Source organism: Arthrobacter sp. AOP36-F1-5, from assembly GCF_058137995.1.
This window is the reverse complement of sequence record NZ_CM176892.1, coordinates 1,834,832-1,851,769: the sequence shown is the minus strand read 5'-3', so window position 1 is coordinate 1,851,769 and position 16,938 is coordinate 1,834,832. Positions and strand designations below refer to the sequence as shown.

Sequence of the window (16,938 nt, the reverse complement as noted above, 5' to 3'; positions counted from 1 at the left end):
GGCGTCGTGCCGCCTGTTGGGGAAGACGCGATGCTAACATCGGGTGAGTATTTGAGCGGGCCGCCGGCCCCGGAGCCCGGTCGTCTCAGCGTCCGCGGTGATGGGTTGGCGCAGCCCCGAGAGGGCAAACGACGGAAACGAGCCGATGGCGATGAGCAGGGTCGAGGCGGGTGCGGGGACCCGCCGTATGGACCACGGGACCCGGGCGGTCCTGGTCCAGGGCTTCATCGGCGCGATGCTGGTCCTGCTGGGCTCCTACGGCATCGGCTGGCTGGCGAGCGTCTCACCGCTGAACCGGGACCACCTGCTCATTGCCGTACGCACCGAGCAGTGGGGGGTGATCACCTCCACGGTCGTGCTCACGGTCGGCTGCTGGATCATGTTCCGCGCCTGGCTGCGGTTGGGGCAGGAACTCGCCGGTTGGGCCGAAGGCTCCCTGCGAACCGTCAGACAGGCCTGCTGGGCCTGGGGGGCGCCGCTGCTGCTCTGCTTGCCGATCTTTAGTCGGGACGTCTTCGCCTACATCGGACAAGGCCGGCTGGTCACCGCCGGGCAGGACCCCTACGAGGATGGAATCTCCACCCTGTCGAACTGGTTCCAGCTCGGTGCCGACGTCACCTGGGCGGAATCCGAAACCCCCTATGGTCCACTCTTTCTGACCATCGAACGCCTCGTGAACATGGTCGCCGGCTCCTCCCCGGATGCCTCGGTACTGCTCTACCGGCTGGTCGCCTTTGCCGGGGTCGTGCTGTGCATGGTCTACGTCCCCAAACTGGCTGATCTGCACCAGGTTCCCGGCGCCAAGGCCCTATGGATCACCGTATCGAACCCGCTGTTCTTGATCAGCTTCATCGCCAGCGCACATAACGATGCCCTCATGGTGGGCCTCGCCGTGGCCGGCACCTACTATGCGGCCACCCGCCGCGGAATACTCGGCGTCGTCCTGGTCACCGCTTCCATCGGCATCAAACCCATCACCATGGTGATCCTGCCGTTCATCGGACTGCTCTGGGCCGGGCCCGGTTCCTCCTGGCGTCGTCGCTTCCTGTATTGGGCCTATACCCTCGCGCTCTGCCTGGGCATCATGGCCCTCATCGGCTGGGTCAACGGCTACGGTTTCGGCTGGCTGAAGGTCATGCTGGGGACCGGGACCGGCACCGTCTTCTTCGCCCCCGTCGGGATGTTCACGAACTTCTTCAGCGGGATCCTGGACACCTTGGGCCTGGAATCGGAGTGGGTGCTGGGCGTGGTGAAGGTGATCGCCCGACTGGCCTCGGTGGCCGTCGTGCTGTTCCTGATGTTCCGCGGCAGCCACTCCCATCTGGTCCAGCGCCTGGCCCTGGCCTTCGCCGCCCTGGTCGTCCTCTCACCGATCATCCAACCCTGGTACCTGTTGTGGCTGTTGCCCTTCTTCGCGGCCACCGGCATCCGGGATGACTGGCAGCTCATCTGGGTCTACTTCACGGTGGCGTTCTTTGTCGCCTTCGGGGCTGCGGACCAGATCTTCATTTGGCAGTTCCTCGGGTCGCTGGACCCCTGGGTGAAGCATCTGTCCACCGGCATTTCCTGGGCCGCCATGGCCTATCTGGCGTTTCTGGATCCGCGGACCAAACATATTTTCCTGGACTTCCGTGATTCTCTGCGGACCGCCTGGGCTGCCCTGCGACGGCCCAAGGCAGCCAACTGAATGGTGGGACGCAACCACGGGCGGACGCGGGCCCGTACCGCAGCGCTCACCGAGGCGGTCTATGGGCTGCGCCATCACATCGAGCACCTGCCGATTTTGCATCGGCTGGCCGGCGGCGACGAGGCCAAACGCGGTGTGGCCATGGCCCAAGGATTTTTGGCCTCGCTGATGATCATGGTCGGCTCCTGGGGGGTCGGCTGGCTGGCTCAGTCCCAGGATTCGTTGTTCGCCCGCACCACCGTGCTGAACCCCCTGCGCGTGGAAACGGCAGGGGTCATCGTGTGCACCATCCTGCTCGCGCTCGGTTCAATGATCATGTGCCGTGCGTGGTTGCGTTTCGGTCAGCGCGGTGGCCCGAACAGCAGGGCCTCGGTGGTGACGGTACGCAATACCGTCCTGCTCTGGACTGCGCCACTGCTTTTCGCCTTCCCCATCTTCAGCCGCGACGTCTATTCCTATCTGGGCCAAGGCCGGCTCATGCATGCCGGACTAAGCCCCTATGCGAACTGGATCTCCCAACTCCCCGGCTGGTTCGCCCAGGGTTCGGACAGCCTCTGGGCCGAATCCGCATCCCCCTACGGGCCGCTCTTCCTGCTCGCCGCCCAGGGCGTCTACTTCATCACCGGTGGCATCCCCGAACTGGCCGTCCTGCTGTTCCGCGTCCTGGCGGTCGGGGGAGTGCTGTTGTGCCTATATGCGGTACCCCGGCTGGCCGAGCGGCTGGGCTCGGACCCCACCTGGGCGGTCTGGATTTCGTTGGCGAACCCCCTCTTCCTGCTCACCATGGTCGGCGGCGTCCATAATGATGCGCTGATGATGGGTGGGGTGCTGCTCGGGTTCCTCTGGGTCTACCAGGGCCGCCGGTTCGCCGGGGTCTTGGCCGTCAGTGCAGCCATCGCCATCAAACCCATTGTCGTGCTCGCCTTGCCGTTCATCGGCTTGGCCATGGTGCCCGCCACGGCCCGGATCGGCAGCAGGATCCGGGCCTGGGCCTATACGGCACTGGTGTCGGGGGTGACGCTCACGTTCCTGGGGTGGGTCTCTGGTCTCTGGTTCGGCTGGATCAAGGCGATGGCCTCCGCCGGATCGGCGGCCTTCCCCTACGCCCCGGTGGGACTGCTGGGGCTGGGCATCGGTTGGCTCGTCGAACAAGCAGGGGGGAACCTGTCCTCCACAGCCAACGGCGTCTACACCGGGTTCAAGGTCGTGGCCCTGGCCCTGGCCATCTGGCTGGCCTTCCGCAGACCCGCCACCTCACCGGTGCTCTATAGCGCCTTGGCCCTGTTGGCCTCCGTCCTGCTGGCACCGATCATCCAGCCCTGGTACCTCCTGTGGCTGGTTCCCTTCTTCGCGGTCACCCGCGTCTACAGCGGCCGCTGGACCCGCTTCTGGTACCTCCTAAGCATGGTCCTGGTCCTGGTCGGGGTCGTCGACCAACTCAGTGTCGCCCAATGGATCAGCCTGCTCTGGGTCCGGGTGCTCGCTGCGGCGATCGGGTTGCTGTATCTGGGCTACCTGGTCTTCTCCGACCCCAAAACGTCATTCATCTTCACCCGGGGCGCAGGCCCCGAATCCACCGAGAACAGAAACGAGGCCACCACGTCGTGACTTCACCACTGACCACCCTGCGCAACTCCCGCGAAGCCACCCGGCCGGTGATCGGATGGCTGCTGGTTGCCACCGTCATCGGGGCGGTGCTGGCCGTCCTGAGCAAACAGTGGTGCCGGGTGAACGGCTGGTCCGGGGCCGATCAGCATATCCACATGTGCTATTCGGATTTCTCCGAACTCTTTGGCACCCGCGGGCTCGCCGATAAACTCTTCCCCTTCTTCACCGGCTTGCCCCAGGAACAGGCATTGGAATACCCGGCCCTGCTGGCCGTCATCGCCGGGGTCACCGCGTTCATGATCCCCGGCACCGGCTTCAGCCTCGAACGGCAGCTGGCCTACTTCGACCTGAACTCCTTGGGTTCCTTCATCTGCTGGGGGATCATCGTCGTCGCGGTGGCCTATAGCGCCCGCAAACGCAGTCGCGACGCCCTCATGGTCGCCCTGGCGCCGGGGATCATCCTGACCAGCCAATTGAACTGGGATCTGTGGGCCGTGCTGTTCGCGACCCTGGGGCTGTTCGCGTTCTCGCGCAAACGCATCTACCTGGCGGGGATACTGCTCGGGTTGGGGGCCGCAGCGAAGCTGTACCCCTTCTTCCTCTTCGGGGCGATTCTGGTGTTGTGCTGGCGCAGCGGGAAGATGTCTGCCTTCTGGAAGTCGCTCTCGGCTGCGGTGATCGCCTGGCTGGTGGTCAACGTGCCCTTCATGCTGACCGCCTTCGATGAATGGTCACGTTTCTACACGTTCTCTTCCGAACGCGAAATCAGCTTCTCCTCGATGTGGTTGGCCTTCACCTGGACCGGACTGGACGGGGAAGGCTTCTCGCTGCTCTCCAACGCCCTGTTCGGGCTGGCCTGCCTGGGGATCGCCTATCTGGGCTTCACCGCCCAGCGTCGCCCCCGGATGGCCCAACTGGCCTTCTTGATCATCGCCGCCTTCATCCTGCTCAATAAGGTCTATTCACCGCAGTTCGTGATGTGGCTGATCCCGCTCTACGTCCTGGCCCGCCCCCGCTGGCGCGAATTCCTGCTCTGGCAGGTGCTGGAGGCCTACCACTGGGCGGCCGTCTGGCTGATGAGCGCCAAAATCGTCAGCGGAGGAACCTTCGGGCAGGGAACCGCATGGATTGAAATCGCTTATGGCACCGGCATCGCCGCGCATATGGCGATGGTCATCTACCTGTGCGTGAAGATCATTGGGGATATCAGGCACCCCGAACGAGATCTCGTTCGCGCCGACGGAGACGACGACCCGCTCGGCGGTCCGGTGGAAAATATGCCGGATCGGTTCGTGCTGCCCCGACGACGGTGAACCACAGCGACGGACTGTCCCTGACCGAGGACGACGACGGCAACCCCCTCGCGCTGCGGGAGGTCCCGGCCGGGCGGATCACCCTGCGCGACGCCCGCACCAACGGGCGCCGTGAGGTGGACCTGAGGCCCTTCGCCATCGGCGCCACCACGGTCACCCGGGCGCAGTGGCAGACGGTCCACCGGCCAGGACCTGTCACCGATCCCGCGACGACAAACCACGACTCCCGGCTCCCGGCCCATCAGCTGACCTGGTTCGAAGCGGTGACGTGGTGCAACGCCGCCTCCACCACCCAGGGGATCGGCGCCGCCTACACGATCGAGGGCCGTGAGGTGCACTGGGACGTCTCCTCCACCGGATACCGGCTACCCACCGAGGCCGAATGGGAACACGCCTGCCGGGCCGGCACCGTCGGGCCCCGCTACGGCGAACTGACCCGGATCGCCTGGACCGCTGCCGACCAGGTCAGCGGAGTGCAGCCCGTCGCCTCGAAAGAGCCCAATGCTTTTGGACTTTTCGATATGATCGGCAACCTCTGGGAATGGTGCTGGGACTACGCCGACACCGCCCGATACGCCGACTACCGGAGCCTGCGCGGTGCCGGCTGGGCGGATCCGCACTACAGTGCCCGGGCCTCGGTCCGCCGGGGCAGCGCCCCGGATGCCCGGATTGAGGATGTGGGTTTTCGGGTGGTGCGGGGAGTCGTTGGACCGGAGGGAAGTGACCTGGGCCAGGGCTGGAGTGCCGCAGCCGACGCCCGCCGGGCCGCCATGGCGGGCCCGTTGCCGATGGGGTGGACCCCTTTGCGCGGTCTGAAGCCCTAGCCGCGCAGGCTGGAGCCTTCGGATAACTGGTGGTAGGTCCGGTCGTGGTAGACCAACGGGCCATGACCTGTTGCTTGACCCTGGATCCCCAGTACCGCAGCGACGATGACCCGGGAGGAGCCGACATCGACCCTGTCGGTGATCGAACAACGCAGCGCCCAGGTGCTGTGGCGCAATAAGGGCTCACCGGTGGGAAGGAACTCCCAGTCCATATCCTCGGTGAAGCGGGCACTGCCCGGGGTGGCGAAGGTCCGGACGGTCTCTGCCTGCCCGGCATCCATCAAGTGGACCAGCACGGTGTCGGCGGCCGCCAGCAGGGGCGCGGTGGTCCGCCCCGAGAGTGAGAACACCAGGGCCGGCGGATCGGCGGATACCGAGGCGACCGATGAAGCTGTCAGCCCGACCGGCCCCTCAGGCCCGGTTGCGGTGATGACGGCCAGCCCTGCAGGGTGCCCGCGGAAGGCCTCCCGGAAGAGGAGCGATTGCGGGTGCGTCGCTGGCAGGGACTGGGCGGGGGCTGTCATTGATGGTCTTTCGTCGGCGGGTTCACGACGTCCTCGAGAACACCTCGAGCCTAAAACCTCAACCTAGGTTCAGGTCAAACCCGAACGTCTTGATCCGCTGCACCCTATTGCTCGAGGCCCGGAGCACCGGTGGTAGCGGTTCCCAAATGATCTTCGGCATTGACGAAACCGCAGGTGGATAAAGAGAGGCAACCACAGCCAATGCAACCGTCCAGCCGGTCCCGCAGATGCTCCAACATGGTGATGCGGGCGTCGATTTCTTCACGCCACGCCTCGGATAGATGCTGCCAGTCGGACTGGTCGGGAACCCCCTCCTGCGGCAATTGCTCAAAAACCTCCAGGACCGAGGCCAAGGGGATGCCGGCACGTTGGGCTGCCCGAATCACGGCGACCCGACGCAGGGTGGAGCGGGGATACCTGCGCTGGTTTCCGCTGCTCCGCCGGCTGTAGATCAGTCCCTTGCGTTCATAGAAGTGCAGGGCGGAAATGGCGACCCCACTGCGGGCGGACAGCTGCCCGACACTGATCCGTGAATCATCGTCCATGGTCTGGGTTTCCCTCCTGCGTTTCCGCGTGGCCCCCGAGGACCACAGCCGATGGGAAGAATACACCGGATCGCCTGACGAAGCTGCCGGCCGGCGTTGAGCTGATGCGGGGGATGAGCCGATAGGCTGGGGAATATGGCACAAGCACAGCACGACGTCGGCTGGTACCTCTTCGACTACGGAATGGTGATCGCCGCGGCGCCGGCAGACAGGGACTGGGAGCGGCTGCAGCAGGCCACCGGTCGGGCCCTGAAAGAGCAAGGCAGCACGTATTGGGCTCACCGACACTCCTTTGACGCGGGAGCCTTGGATTCGCCCTCGTACTGGACTGCCGTGTTGGAACGGGCCGTGGACGCGGCAGAGGCCGAGCGGTTGGACCGGCTCGATACAGCCCTGTGGTCCCAACCCGATCCGCGGACGCGGGAGGTTCTCCAGTCGCTGGAAACACGCGGGGCGTCGATGGCGGTGCTCTCGAATATGCCGGCGCGGATGTCGCAGATCTTTGAGGCCGAGGGCTGGTGGACCGGTTACTTCGAGCACCTGATCTTTTCCGGGCCGCTGCGCCTGGCCAAACCCGACCCGCGGATCTACGAACACGCCCTGGCACGGATGGGCGCCGAAGCCTCCGAGGTCGTGTTCATCGACGATAAGTCGGAGAACATCGAAGCTGCCGCGGCACTGGGACTGGGGACGGTTCACTACACCGCAGGCACCGATCTGGCCGCCGAACTGGGGCTTTAACCGCCGCCCGCGCCAGCTGGACCCCTGTCACGGCAGGGAAGTGTCTCCGTGCTGGGGAAGGGCAGCGTGCACTCTCAACCACTAAGCTCCGTCCAGGCGGTGCGGATCCGGTGGATTCTTCCTGTTCAGTCCAGAACACGATGCCACGTGATGCCCTGTGCCGGATCGGCCAGCGACGTCCGCATCGGCTAGGTGACCAATCCGCGATCAAATACCCAAAACAGCTGGTCAGGTCGCGAACTGTCGTGGTCCGCACCTAGGCTCGATACACAACAATTGGGGGGAACCATGAAAAGAACTGGATTTGCCGCTGTCCTAGCTATCGCCGTTCTCAGCGCGTCGGCGTGCACCAGCGAGTCTGTCGGGAACTCGAGCGCCGATGGGTTGGTCGGCGGGAGCCCAACGAGTGCAGTAACGACAGCAGCACCCACGCAGCAGATGTCGCCGAGTGAGATGCCGTCAACCGGCGCGGGGCCGACAAGTATGTTCAAAACGGGCCAAGCATGGGCCGATGATGCTTACGAATCATGGTTCGAGGGGATGCAGACCACCTATATCGATGACTCTGACGTCGGATTCTGCCCGCCGTTCGATGACCTCAAAGGGTATCGCGAGTGCCTGCCGAACGACCCACATGCTTACGTCGAGAGTTTTACCTCTACTGAGCCTGGGCACTTGGTGGTCACCCTCAGCCCGGATAGTCGATGGCAGGGCGGGGAATATGACACGGATGGAATCTCGGGGCTTGAATTTGTGGCCGGGAACGTCGGACCGCGACTCCAACAGGATGGGTTCCCCTTCTTGAAAGTCACGGCAAAAATTTCCGGAACCGATAAGTCCTCTACATATGAGCTGTTTCCCTCGAAGTCCGGGCGCTAACACCACGAGGGGCCCAAGATCCGACCGGAGAGTAAAACATGAAGAAAATAGCGTTCGTCGTGGCACTCGGCGCCGTAGCACTCAGTCTCTGGGGATGCACCGGTGGTATGAGCGGACTGTCAGATAACGAGCGGACGATGGTCAGCACGGAAGTGCCCCCCGCGGCAGCATTCGCGCCCGCTGAGTCGAGGCCTGAAAACGCTCAACGCCAGGTATGGGCAAACGAGCTCATGAACCGATGGCTCAACGCCGAAGGCGCGCACAGCATCTCTGGTTTCTCGAAGCCCTATAGCCTCATCACCGGTTGGGAATCACCAGCCCCCGGCGTGGTCGTGCTTCACGTAGCCAACTCCATTGAAGGCCCGGATACCGAAGCCGATCTACACTCAATCGCTGCCGTGATGCTCGCAGCCGTCGGGGAACAAACTGCGGCGCTGGATCGGGTTGAAGCACAGACCGAAGACGGCCGTTTTCGCGTGAGTGCCACGGGATAACCCGCGTGCCCAGCAAAGGCACTGAAGGGCTCAGCAGCAGTCGGTTCATTTACTGACCCACGGATCTGCGAACGTGTCCTGGCGCAGATGGGCACCGTTCACTACCCCGCAGGCACCGACCTGGCCGCCGAACTGGGGCTTTAACCACCTTCACGCGCCCCTAGCCCGGCAAACAGGGAACGGCCTCAGTGCTGGGGCAGGTAGTCGCGACAGACCTGGTTGACCGGGATATCGCGGTGGAGCACCCAGATACCGTGATCGTCGCGGGTGACCACCTTGAAGCCCAGGTCCTTGCCGCGTTTCAGCGCTTCCTGCGGCGAGAGCGGATCCCAGCCGCCGAGTTCGTCGGTATTGAAGTCGATGATCATCCAGCTGGACAGGTCGTCCCCGATATCCCCGTGGAGGCCCACATAGGTGCGCTGAACCAGGTGGGGGACCGCTGTATCCGCCGCCTCCACGCATACCCCGTCGGGGATCAGGGCCACCGCCCGGGCCTGCGCCTTCGCCGTTTCGGGCATCGACCAATTCTGTCCGGTCAGCGTGCGGCCCAAGGGGATGACCGCGTGGATGAACAGGGTGCAGACAAACGCCAAAATCAGCAAATAGGCGGGAGCCCCGACGGCCAACTTCTTTTTGCCGGTGCGGGCAATGATCTTCGAGAGCACATGCACCGAGGCCATGATGAGCACCGGGGCAAGCATCGCGTCATATTGGTAGACCGGAGCCCACGTGTTCAACCGGTCGTTGAAGAGGCGGCTGAGCAGGCTCGGCGCCACCAGGATCACATAGGGGGAGAGGAAGGGCAATAAGGCCAGCGGGACGAAGGACATCAACCAGAGCAGGATCTTCAGTTCGTGGTTGAACAGTAATGCGATGGATTTCAGCGGGTGGGACAGGATGAAGGCGATCGCCGCCCCCGCTGTGGGGCCCAAGGCCGTGTATTGCCAATAGGACATGGCATCCGGCGGTGCGAAATGGGGGACCAGTATTTCCGTGACCACCACGTAGCCGGCGACACCCACGACGGCCATGAGGATGGCCTTGCCCCACTGGCGGTGGAAGGCCAGGACGATGCCCACGGCAATGAGCGTCACCCCCATGTCTTCACGGACCAACAAGAGAATGGAGGACAGGCCCACGACCAGCCAGTACCTTCGGGCGTCGAACGCCCAGACGATCCAGGCCATCAGGGGTACCGCGAAAGCCACCTCGTGAAAATCCCAGTTCACCATCGACTGGAACGGCCACCACAGCAGCAGGGCCGCCGCCGTGAGCAATCCTCCACGGTGGCCCAGATGTTTGCGGCAGAAGAGGTAGACGGGAATCGCGGTGACCACCAGCAGGGCGATCATGCCGAAGTTGAGCATGCGCGGGTCCGGCCAGATCCAATACAGCGGGGCGAACAGCGCAATGATCGGGTGGAAGTGGTCCCCGAGGAGATTGAAGTCCACGCCCTTGATCGGCACGATCGGTGCCTTGAACAGCGAGTACTGGTGCACCGCCTGGTCGAAGATGCCCAGGTCGTAGCCCTTGGCCTCAAAATTGCGGTAGCGCAGCAACGAGTGGGCGACGTACAGGATGGTGGCGCCGACCATGACCGCGGTCAGCTGCAGCTTCTGTGCTCGGCTGACGGGGTGGATCGCAGAATCGGTGGCGGGTGGGGCTTCGGGCATGGCTACGAGTTTAGCGGTGCGTCGGTTCCCTTGTGGGACCGCGCAGGCGGTGGCACGGCACGGTGTTGATCACAAAAAACGGTGCCCACCCGAAGGTGGACACCGTTTCGACGATTGCCGCTGGATCCGGCGGAAGGGCGGACTAGTGGATGGATGCCAGCCCGGTGCGGGCCATGGCGTCGGCGTAAGCGGCCTGCATTTGATCCAGGTGGCCCTGCTGACGTTCGGCGGAACCGGCGAAGGCGCGGCCGTCGAGGGACTTGACCTTATAGGTCTTGAAACCACGACGCCACAGCAACGGGTTCTGCGTTTTGGCCAGCTGATCGGCCAGGCGGTGTGCCTCGGTGCCGTGAGCGACCAGAACGGAGGCACGTGGAACCTGCTTGAGCATGCGCAGCAGCGGCTTCAGGCCCGAGGTGATCTGGGCCGGCTCAAAGCGGCCATTGGCTTCACCGGGGGTATGCCAGGGGGAGACGTTCCACGGCATGACGTATTCCGGACGCAGGCCCAGCTGCCACTGCAGGGCGATCATGCGCTCTGCGGCGTCGGAGTCGCCCGGGGTGATGAAGCCACTGTCATCGGCGGTGCCGATATTGGAGAACAGGGAGATGATCTTGACCTGGTCGACGTCATGCTGGGGGTCGACGTAACTGACCGAGGAGCCCGGGCGCAGCAAGGCGGTCTCGTCAAGAAGTCGGTTGACGGGGGCGATCTGCTCCTCGTAACGGCGGCTAAACAGCGTGTCGGTCGATAATTCCGGGGCAGATGCGGTCATGAAGGGGTGCTTCTCCTGGGGTTGCTGCTGGTTGCGGATAGCTGGTCCGCCGGTGAGGTCCGGCGCACGGGAGGACATGCCCCCTGGGGCGCCGAGGTGAACGGGAAACGCTGCGGAAAATGCCGTTGCGTGCTTCCCACACTACTCCTTCTGTTCTGTGGACACGCCGAGAGGGTCCCTCGGTCGTCGGTGATCCTCGGCACGGAGCTCCTATCCCGACGGATGCTCAGCCCGGATGACGCTTGATAGTGTGTGGTGCGGTACACAACGAGGCGAGGGAGCGACCATTCATGGGAGCAGTATTCGACCGGCTGGATGAACAGTTGAAACCCGGGGTCGAAGCAGTGACGCTCGACTATGAGCGCCTTCGCCCCCACCTGGAGAAGGTGACCGCCGACGTCACCGCACGGATCCGTGAGATTTTCGAAGGCGTCGATGTGCAGCCGCTCTTCGTCACCGGACGCACCAAATCGGTGGACTCCTTCCGCGATAAGGCCTCGCGGATGATCGAACCCAACGAACCCGGAGGGGACCGCCAACTCGAATTCCCCCACCCGCTGCGGGATCTGCATGACCTCGTGGGAGTAAGGGTCATCGTGAGTCTGCCCCATGAAGTCCGTGAGGCCGCCAACCTGATCAAACGTCGACGCAACGAATTCGATTGCCGTGCCGACCGGGAGAAGGACATTGGCTCGGTGGAGTCCGGAACCTACGGCTATTCCAGCCGGCACCTGATCCTGCGCACCCGGCAGAATGACGTCGTCAGGGACTACCAGGGCGAACTGGCGGAAAACGTCAGGGTCACCGGTAACTATATTTTTGAAACCCAGATCCGGACGATCCTGGCTCATGCCTGGAGCGAGATCGAGCATGACATCAGGTTCAAGAAAGTCGATCCGCGCGCCTGGAGCCCGTATCTGGACCGGCAGTTCACCGCGACCGCCGCGATGCTCGAGGCCGTCGAGTCGACGTTCGAGGAACTACATGACCGCTACCTGGCGGTGACTGGCTACTGGGACAGCGAGGGCGAAGGGGGTGTGGAACTGGATCCTGCGCGTATTCGCGAGGTCTGGCAGACATTGCTTCCGCATGTGGACCGCAAGGCAGACGATGACTGGGGGTGGGCCGCCGAACTCCTGGCCGCCCACGACCTGACCACGACCATCGAATTGGCCGGGCTCCTCGACGCCACGGCGATCACCGAAGTGCGCAAGGCCCTGGATCACCGGTATTCACCAGGACCTGACCGTCTTTTGGACGATGTGCTGCTGTGGCGCTTCGGGGCCAGCCATATCGAGCTGACCGCCGGGAAGGATCGGCAGCGCCAAGAGAGCCTACGACGCCGGCTGGCCCAAATGGATTCCTATCAGGCAGAAAAAACCCCGGGACGAGCGAGCGAAGAGCCCTAGGGGCGACGCCCGCCGATCCCGGGGGAGGGACGGGCCGACTAGATGGTGGTCGTGGCCGTCTGGTAGTCGAAACGGGGAAGGCGTGGACGCCAGGCGTTTTCGCCGGGCTTGCCGATGTTGACGACCATGAACGTCTTCTGCGTGGTTCCGGCATGGAAATCCTCGTCCACCCCGGCGGCGTCGAAACCGCCCATGGGTCCGGCATGCAGGCCCACGGCGCGCACGGCCATGATGAAGTACCCCGCCTGCAGGTGGGCGTTGGAGTTGCCCACGTGGGAGCGGGCGGCAGCCTGGTCCTCGCCGTCGAAGGCTGCCTTGCGATCGGCGGCGTGGGGCAGGAACGTCGCGAAGTGCTCATGCCATTCGGTATCGAAACTCAGGACGGCGACCAGCGGCGCCGAGAGCGTCTTGGCGCGGTTCCCCTCGGCCATGCGGTCGACCAGGCGTTCACGGGCGGCTTCGGAGCGGACCCAGGTGATGCGCATCGGCTGGTTGTTCATCATGGTGGGCCCCATTTTCATGAGGTCGTAGATGGCCTGGGCCGTCTCCTCGCTGACCGGCTCATCGGTGAACGTATTGGCTGTGCGCGCTTCACGGAAGAGGACGTCGGCGGTCGCTGGATCAATGGCCAGTTCCTGCTCGAAATCGGAGATCGTGGTGGTCATGGAGTCCTTCCGGGAGGCAGTGGTCCAAGCGAGCGATCCGCCCGGCACTGACGGTGTGCTGGTACACCCTCCCCAACCAGTCGCTGCCGAGGCATATTTCCGCATCCCGGTGTGGGCTTAGTCACCCACAGGTTCATCGGCGGTCGGGAAGCCCAGTCGCAGACCGGCGTCACCGGCTGCCACGGCCACCGTGATGCCCTCCAAGGTCTCCACGATCTTCGAAGCAGCCAAGGATCCCGCGTCGTATGTTCCGGTAATGCCCAAGGTCCACGCCCCGGCGGCACGGCCGGCCTCGACCCCTGCAGGGGCATCCTCGAAGACCACGGTCCGTTGCGGGTCCACGCCCAGGCTGGCCGCCGCGGCGAGGTACCCCTCCGGGTCGGGCTTTCCGTGGGCCACGGAGTCTGCGGAGATCAGAACCGTGGGGGCTTCGATCCCCGCCACCGCCAACCGCAGGGCAGCCAGTTCCGCCGTGCACGAGGTGACGATGGCCCAGCGGGAAGACGGCAGCGCCGCCAGCAGTTCGGCGACACCGTCCTTGATGGTGATGCCTTCCTTCTGCTCGACTTCCAGGGCTTCGATCAACGCCAATGCTTCGCTGCGGCGGGCCGGTTCGATCCGTTGAGCCACCACATCGCGGGCTGGCACCCCGTGCGGGTGTTGGCCGTGGTCGCCCAACCCCATCCTGTGGGACCACTCCTGCCAGCAGCTTTCGGTGGCCCGGGTCGAATCGATGAGGGTCCCATCGAGGTCGAAGAGCAGTGCCTCGACGTCGAGGTCATCGCCGATGGCGTCGTGGTGGGCTGCCGGAGAGTCGCTGGTCGTCATGGTCCCAGCCTATCGGCGGTATCGGCGCCCCGGGGTCGCATAAAAATCGTTGCCCCGTTCTCGGGCGGGAAGCGACGGGGCAAGCTAGCATGAATGAATGTCAGAGAATCCAGCAGCAGTTCCCTTGCAGAAGCTCGCCAACGGTGCCGAGATCCCCATGATCGGATTGGGTACCTGGACGATGGACGATACGGAGGCCGGTGCTGCCGTCCGTAGCGCCATAGACGTCGGGTATCGGCTCTTCGACACCGCAGAGAATTACGGCAATGAGGTCGGGATCGGTGAAGGAATCGCCCGTTCCCCGCTGGCCCGCAATGAGGTGTTTTTGACGTCAAAGTTCAATGCCGAATGGCATTCCTTCGACGGCGTACGCCAGGCGTGGCGGCATTCGATCGAACAGCTGGGCGTGGACTACATCGACCTGCTGCTCATCCACTGGCCGAACCCGGAGCGGGGCACCTATGTGGACGCTTATAAGGGCTTGGCCAAGCTTCTGGCCAAGGGCAAAGTCAGGGCGATTGGCACCTCGAACTTCACCCAGTCCCAGCTCACCGAGCTCATGGATGCCACCGGTGTGGTGCCGGACGTGAACCAGATCCAGCATTCCCCGCTGTGGATGCGCGCAGACGATATTGCCTTCCACCAACGCCATGGCATCCACACTCAGGCCTGGGCCCCGCTGGCCCGCGGCGGTGTCTTGGAGGCAGCGCCCGTCGTGGAAGCGGCGACCGCCCACCAGAAGACCCCTGCCCAGGTGGTCCTGCGTTGGAACCTGCAACACGGTGCCTCACCCATCCCGAAGTCGGAAGATCCCGGGCGCATGGCCAGCAACCTCGATGTGTTCGGTTTTGAACTCGACGCCGCACAAATGTCAGCCATCGATGCCCTCGATGGGACCGGGGACGCCCCGGTCGATCCGATGGTCTTCGGTCACTGATCACCCTTTTTGAACCCAGGAGCTACGTATGAAGATCATCGTGATCGGCGGCCACGGAAAGGTCGGCCTGTTGTTGACCCGCGAACTGGCCAACCGGGGTGACGAGGTCACCTCGGTGATCCGCAATCCAGCCCACGCCGACGAGGTCCGCGCCGCCGGCGGCACTGACGTGGTGCTGGATATCGAGCGCGCCCAGGCTCCCGAACTGGAGCCGGTCCTGGCAGGTTTCGACGCCGTGGTCTTCAGCGCTGGGGCCGGTGGCGGTGACGCCGACCGGACGTACGCCGTCGACCGCGATGCGGCCATCCGGATCATGAATGCTTCCATGGCCGCAGGGGTCCAACGGTTCATCATGGTCTCTTTTGCCACGGCTGATACTCAGTATCTGAAACCCCTCGATGACCCGTTCTACCCCTACCAAGCGGCCAAGATCGCCGCCGATGAGCATCTCCGCGAATCGGCACTGGATTGGACCATTCTGGGCCCGGGGGCTCTCACACTGGAGTCGGCTACCGGGAAAGTAACCCCGCTGGAGCATCCGATCTCCGGGGATACCTCGACCTCACGGGCCAACGTCGCGTTGGCTATTGCCGAATCGTTGGTGCAACCACGCACCGTCGGAGCGACGCTGAAGTTCTGCGACGGCGAGATGCCCATCGCCCAATGGTTCGCCACGCTGGGCGCCTGAGCGTTCTCGGTGGCTAGCGCGCCGAGGCGCGCATGGCGCGCGGTGCCACCAGCAGCGAGAGCAACAACATCAACGCCACGAGGTAGAGGGCGTTCAGGATTCCGAAGTGTTCGCCCAGCAGGCCCAGGACCGGTGGGCCGACGAGGAACGCCACATAGCCGAAGATCGAAATGATGCTGACTCTGCGGGCCGAATGGGTGGGGTGGTCTGCCGCAGCGGAGACGCCGATCGGGAAGCCCAAGGATCCCCCCAGACCCCAGAGTGCGGCGGCACCGAAGGCCGTCCAGTGTGTGTTGGTCAGGATGAAGACCAGGAGCCCAAGGAAACCCAAAGCCCCCATGATCGTGAGCGTATGGCGTCGACCCAACCTGTCGATCAGTGGTCCGCCGGCAGCACGCCCCACGGTCATTGCCGCGACGAAAGTCCCATAGACCAGGGCTCCGCCGGCATTATTGAAACCGTGCCCATCGACAGCTGCCAGGGGTAACCAGTCGTTGGCGGATCCTTCCACGAAGGCCATCCCAATGACCATGAGACCCAAGAAAAACAATTGCGGCTCCGCGGCCATCTTCAGGGTTTCTCGAAGGCGTGCACCGAAGCGGGGGTGGCGTCCGAAATCGGCGGCCGCCGCTGGAGCGGCTGGGCCTGCACTGGATACCTTGGCGCCGGGGCCGGGGATATGAAGCACACTCCATCTGCCGGCCGCCGCAATCGCCAGGCCGACCACCGTGAAGTGGATGCCCACCGGGAGTGAGTTCATGGCTGCCACGGCGCCGAGGGCTGCGCCGATGATGGTCCCCAGACTAAAGAAGGCGTGCATCATCGGCAGCAGGGTGCGCCCATTGGCCTTTTCTACGTCTGCCCCTTCGACGTTCATGACGACATCGGTGATGCTGTAGAAGAAGCCGAAGAGCACCAAAACCCCTGCTGAGGCGAGGAAGGAACCCCATACTCCGGCGGCCAGGCCCAGTAACACGGTGGCCCCCGCCATGGCCAGAAGGGAATAGCGCAGCCCGTTCCGGGTTCCCATCCGGGCCATATAGTTCGGCGCGGTCGCGAGTCCGGCAATGGACCCGAAGGCCAGCCCGAAAAGCATCAGTCCGATGGTTGCCGTGCTCAGGTGCATGCCGTCCCGCACCGCGGGAATCCGGGAAACCCAGGAAGCAAAACCCAGACCCGAGAGAGCAAAAACAGCGAAAACAGCGTTGCGCCACGCACGGAGGCTTCCGCGAACCATGATCGGCTGCGACGTGGGCACCTGGATGCTTCTTCCTGTTCCTGAGGGGATACGGGTGGTGTTGCGGCTCCGTGAGGGCCACAGATCGCCCGAAGAGATATACGGCGTTGC

Annotated in this window: 17 protein-coding genes; 10 read left to right on the top strand and 7 right to left on the bottom strand. The window is 64.1% G+C overall.

What is annotated here, in order from left to right:
- Nucleotides 1-145: 145 nt before the first annotated feature.
- Genes mptB (AC3ZI9_RS08460) through AC3ZI9_RS08445 form a run of 4 tightly spaced genes read left to right on the top strand, consistent with a single transcriptional unit; the run spans nucleotide 146 to nucleotide 5,432 of the window.
- Nucleotides 146-1,687, top strand: a complete 1,542-nt coding sequence (gene mptB / locus AC3ZI9_RS08460) for a polyprenol phosphomannose-dependent alpha 1,6 mannosyltransferase MptB (protein ID WP_489923438.1) — start codon at nucleotides 146-148, stop codon at nucleotides 1,685-1,687.
- Nucleotides 1,688-3,295 (top strand): polyprenol phosphomannose-dependent alpha 1,6 mannosyltransferase MptB, encoded by a 1,608-nt coding sequence (gene mptB, locus AC3ZI9_RS08455; protein WP_441392100.1) that lies wholly within the window; start codon nucleotides 1,688-1,690, stop codon nucleotides 3,293-3,295.
- The gene (locus tag AC3ZI9_RS08450; protein WP_441380396.1) at nucleotides 3,292-4,608 is read left to right on the top strand and encodes a glycosyltransferase family 87 protein; all 1,317 of its coding nucleotides are present in this window, start codon (nucleotides 3,292-3,294) and stop codon (nucleotides 4,606-4,608) included. The genes mptB (AC3ZI9_RS08455) and AC3ZI9_RS08450 overlap by 4 nt, the downstream gene beginning before the upstream one ends.
- Nucleotides 4,605-5,432, top strand: a complete 828-nt coding sequence (locus AC3ZI9_RS08445) for a formylglycine-generating enzyme family protein (protein ID WP_443411259.1) — start codon at nucleotides 4,605-4,607, stop codon at nucleotides 5,430-5,432. Before AC3ZI9_RS08450 ends, AC3ZI9_RS08445 begins: the two co-directional genes overlap by 4 nt.
- Here AC3ZI9_RS08445 and AC3ZI9_RS08440 read toward each other — a convergent pair.
- Complete coding sequence (locus AC3ZI9_RS08440; protein WP_096223452.1) at nucleotides 5,429-5,956, bottom strand: flavin reductase family protein; 528 nt, start codon at nucleotides 5,954-5,956, stop codon at nucleotides 5,429-5,431. The genes AC3ZI9_RS08445 and AC3ZI9_RS08440 overlap by 4 nt on opposite strands.
- A gap of 104 nt (nucleotides 5,957-6,060) precedes the next feature.
- Nucleotides 6,061-6,501 (bottom strand): redox-sensitive transcriptional activator SoxR, encoded by a 441-nt coding sequence (soxR, locus tag AC3ZI9_RS08435; RefSeq protein ID WP_086998129.1) that lies wholly within the window; start codon nucleotides 6,499-6,501, stop codon nucleotides 6,061-6,063.
- Between the two features lie 135 nt (nucleotides 6,502-6,636).
- Between soxR and AC3ZI9_RS08430 the strand changes: the two genes are divergently transcribed.
- The 3 genes from AC3ZI9_RS08430 to AC3ZI9_RS08420 all read left to right on the top strand — a co-directional run bounded on the left by AC3ZI9_RS08430 (nucleotide 6,637) and on the right by AC3ZI9_RS08420 (nucleotide 8,615).
- Nucleotides 6,637-7,242 (top strand): HAD family hydrolase, encoded by a 606-nt coding sequence (locus AC3ZI9_RS08430; protein WP_086998132.1) that lies wholly within the window; start codon nucleotides 6,637-6,639, stop codon nucleotides 7,240-7,242.
- A 540-nt stretch (nucleotides 7,243-7,782) separates the two neighbouring features.
- Nucleotides 7,783-8,121: a hypothetical protein gene (locus AC3ZI9_RS08425; protein ID WP_443411261.1), complete on the top strand. Its 339-nt coding sequence runs from the start codon at nucleotides 7,783-7,785 to the stop codon at nucleotides 8,119-8,121.
- Between the two features lie 38 nt (nucleotides 8,122-8,159).
- Entirely contained in the window at nucleotides 8,160-8,615 is a 456-nt protein-coding gene (locus tag AC3ZI9_RS08420) for a hypothetical protein (RefSeq protein WP_489923437.1), read from the top strand.
- A 185-nt stretch (nucleotides 8,616-8,800) separates the two neighbouring features.
- Here the strand turns inward: AC3ZI9_RS08420 and AC3ZI9_RS08415 are convergent, their stop codons facing one another.
- Nucleotides 8,801-10,288 carry a DUF2079 domain-containing protein gene (locus tag AC3ZI9_RS08415; protein WP_489923436.1) on the bottom strand — a complete coding sequence of 496 codons (1,488 nt, stop codon included), beginning with the start codon at nucleotides 10,286-10,288 and terminating at the stop codon, nucleotides 8,801-8,803.
- Nucleotides 10,289-10,430: 142 nt separating this feature from the next.
- Nucleotides 10,431-11,063, bottom strand: coding sequence for a uracil-DNA glycosylase family protein (locus AC3ZI9_RS08410; protein WP_086998263.1), 633 nt, complete (start codon nucleotides 11,061-11,063; stop codon nucleotides 10,431-10,433).
- A gap of 290 nt (nucleotides 11,064-11,353) precedes the next feature.
- Between AC3ZI9_RS08410 and AC3ZI9_RS08405 the strand changes: the two genes are divergently transcribed.
- A complete protein-coding gene (locus AC3ZI9_RS08405; protein WP_086998143.1) occupies nucleotides 11,354-12,472 on the top strand; it encodes a GTP pyrophosphokinase in 1,119 nt (372 codons plus the stop codon).
- Between the two features lie 38 nt (nucleotides 12,473-12,510).
- Here AC3ZI9_RS08405 and AC3ZI9_RS08400 read toward each other — a convergent pair whose 3' ends face one another.
- Together AC3ZI9_RS08400 and AC3ZI9_RS08395 are read right to left on the bottom strand one after the other, a co-directional pair.
- Complete coding sequence (locus AC3ZI9_RS08400; protein ID WP_086998146.1) at nucleotides 12,511-13,137, bottom strand: malonic semialdehyde reductase; 627 nt, start codon at nucleotides 13,135-13,137, stop codon at nucleotides 12,511-12,513.
- Between the two features lie 117 nt (nucleotides 13,138-13,254).
- Nucleotides 13,255-13,965 carry an HAD-IA family hydrolase gene (locus AC3ZI9_RS08395; RefSeq protein ID WP_441392105.1) on the bottom strand — a complete coding sequence of 237 codons (711 nt, stop codon included), beginning with the start codon at nucleotides 13,963-13,965 and terminating at the stop codon, nucleotides 13,255-13,257.
- A gap of 97 nt (nucleotides 13,966-14,062) precedes the next feature.
- Here AC3ZI9_RS08395 and AC3ZI9_RS08390 point away from each other — a divergent pair, with 97 nt between their 5' ends.
- Together AC3ZI9_RS08390 and AC3ZI9_RS08385 are read left to right on the top strand one after the other, a co-directional pair.
- A complete protein-coding gene (locus AC3ZI9_RS08390) occupies nucleotides 14,063-14,902 on the top strand; it encodes an aldo/keto reductase (protein ID WP_441392106.1) in 840 nt (279 codons plus the stop codon).
- 28 nt (nucleotides 14,903-14,930) lie between these two features.
- Nucleotides 14,931-15,590, top strand: coding sequence for an SDR family oxidoreductase (locus AC3ZI9_RS08385; RefSeq protein ID WP_443348761.1), 660 nt, complete (start codon nucleotides 14,931-14,933; stop codon nucleotides 15,588-15,590).
- 13 nt (nucleotides 15,591-15,603) lie between these two features.
- On the opposite strand, the gene AC3ZI9_RS08380 is transcribed toward AC3ZI9_RS08385, so the two are convergent.
- On the bottom strand, nucleotides 15,604-16,848 hold the full coding sequence (locus tag AC3ZI9_RS08380) for an MFS transporter (protein WP_443411264.1): 1,245 nt from the start codon (nucleotides 16,846-16,848) through the stop codon (nucleotides 15,604-15,606).
- Nucleotides 16,849-16,938: the final 90 nt, after the last annotated feature.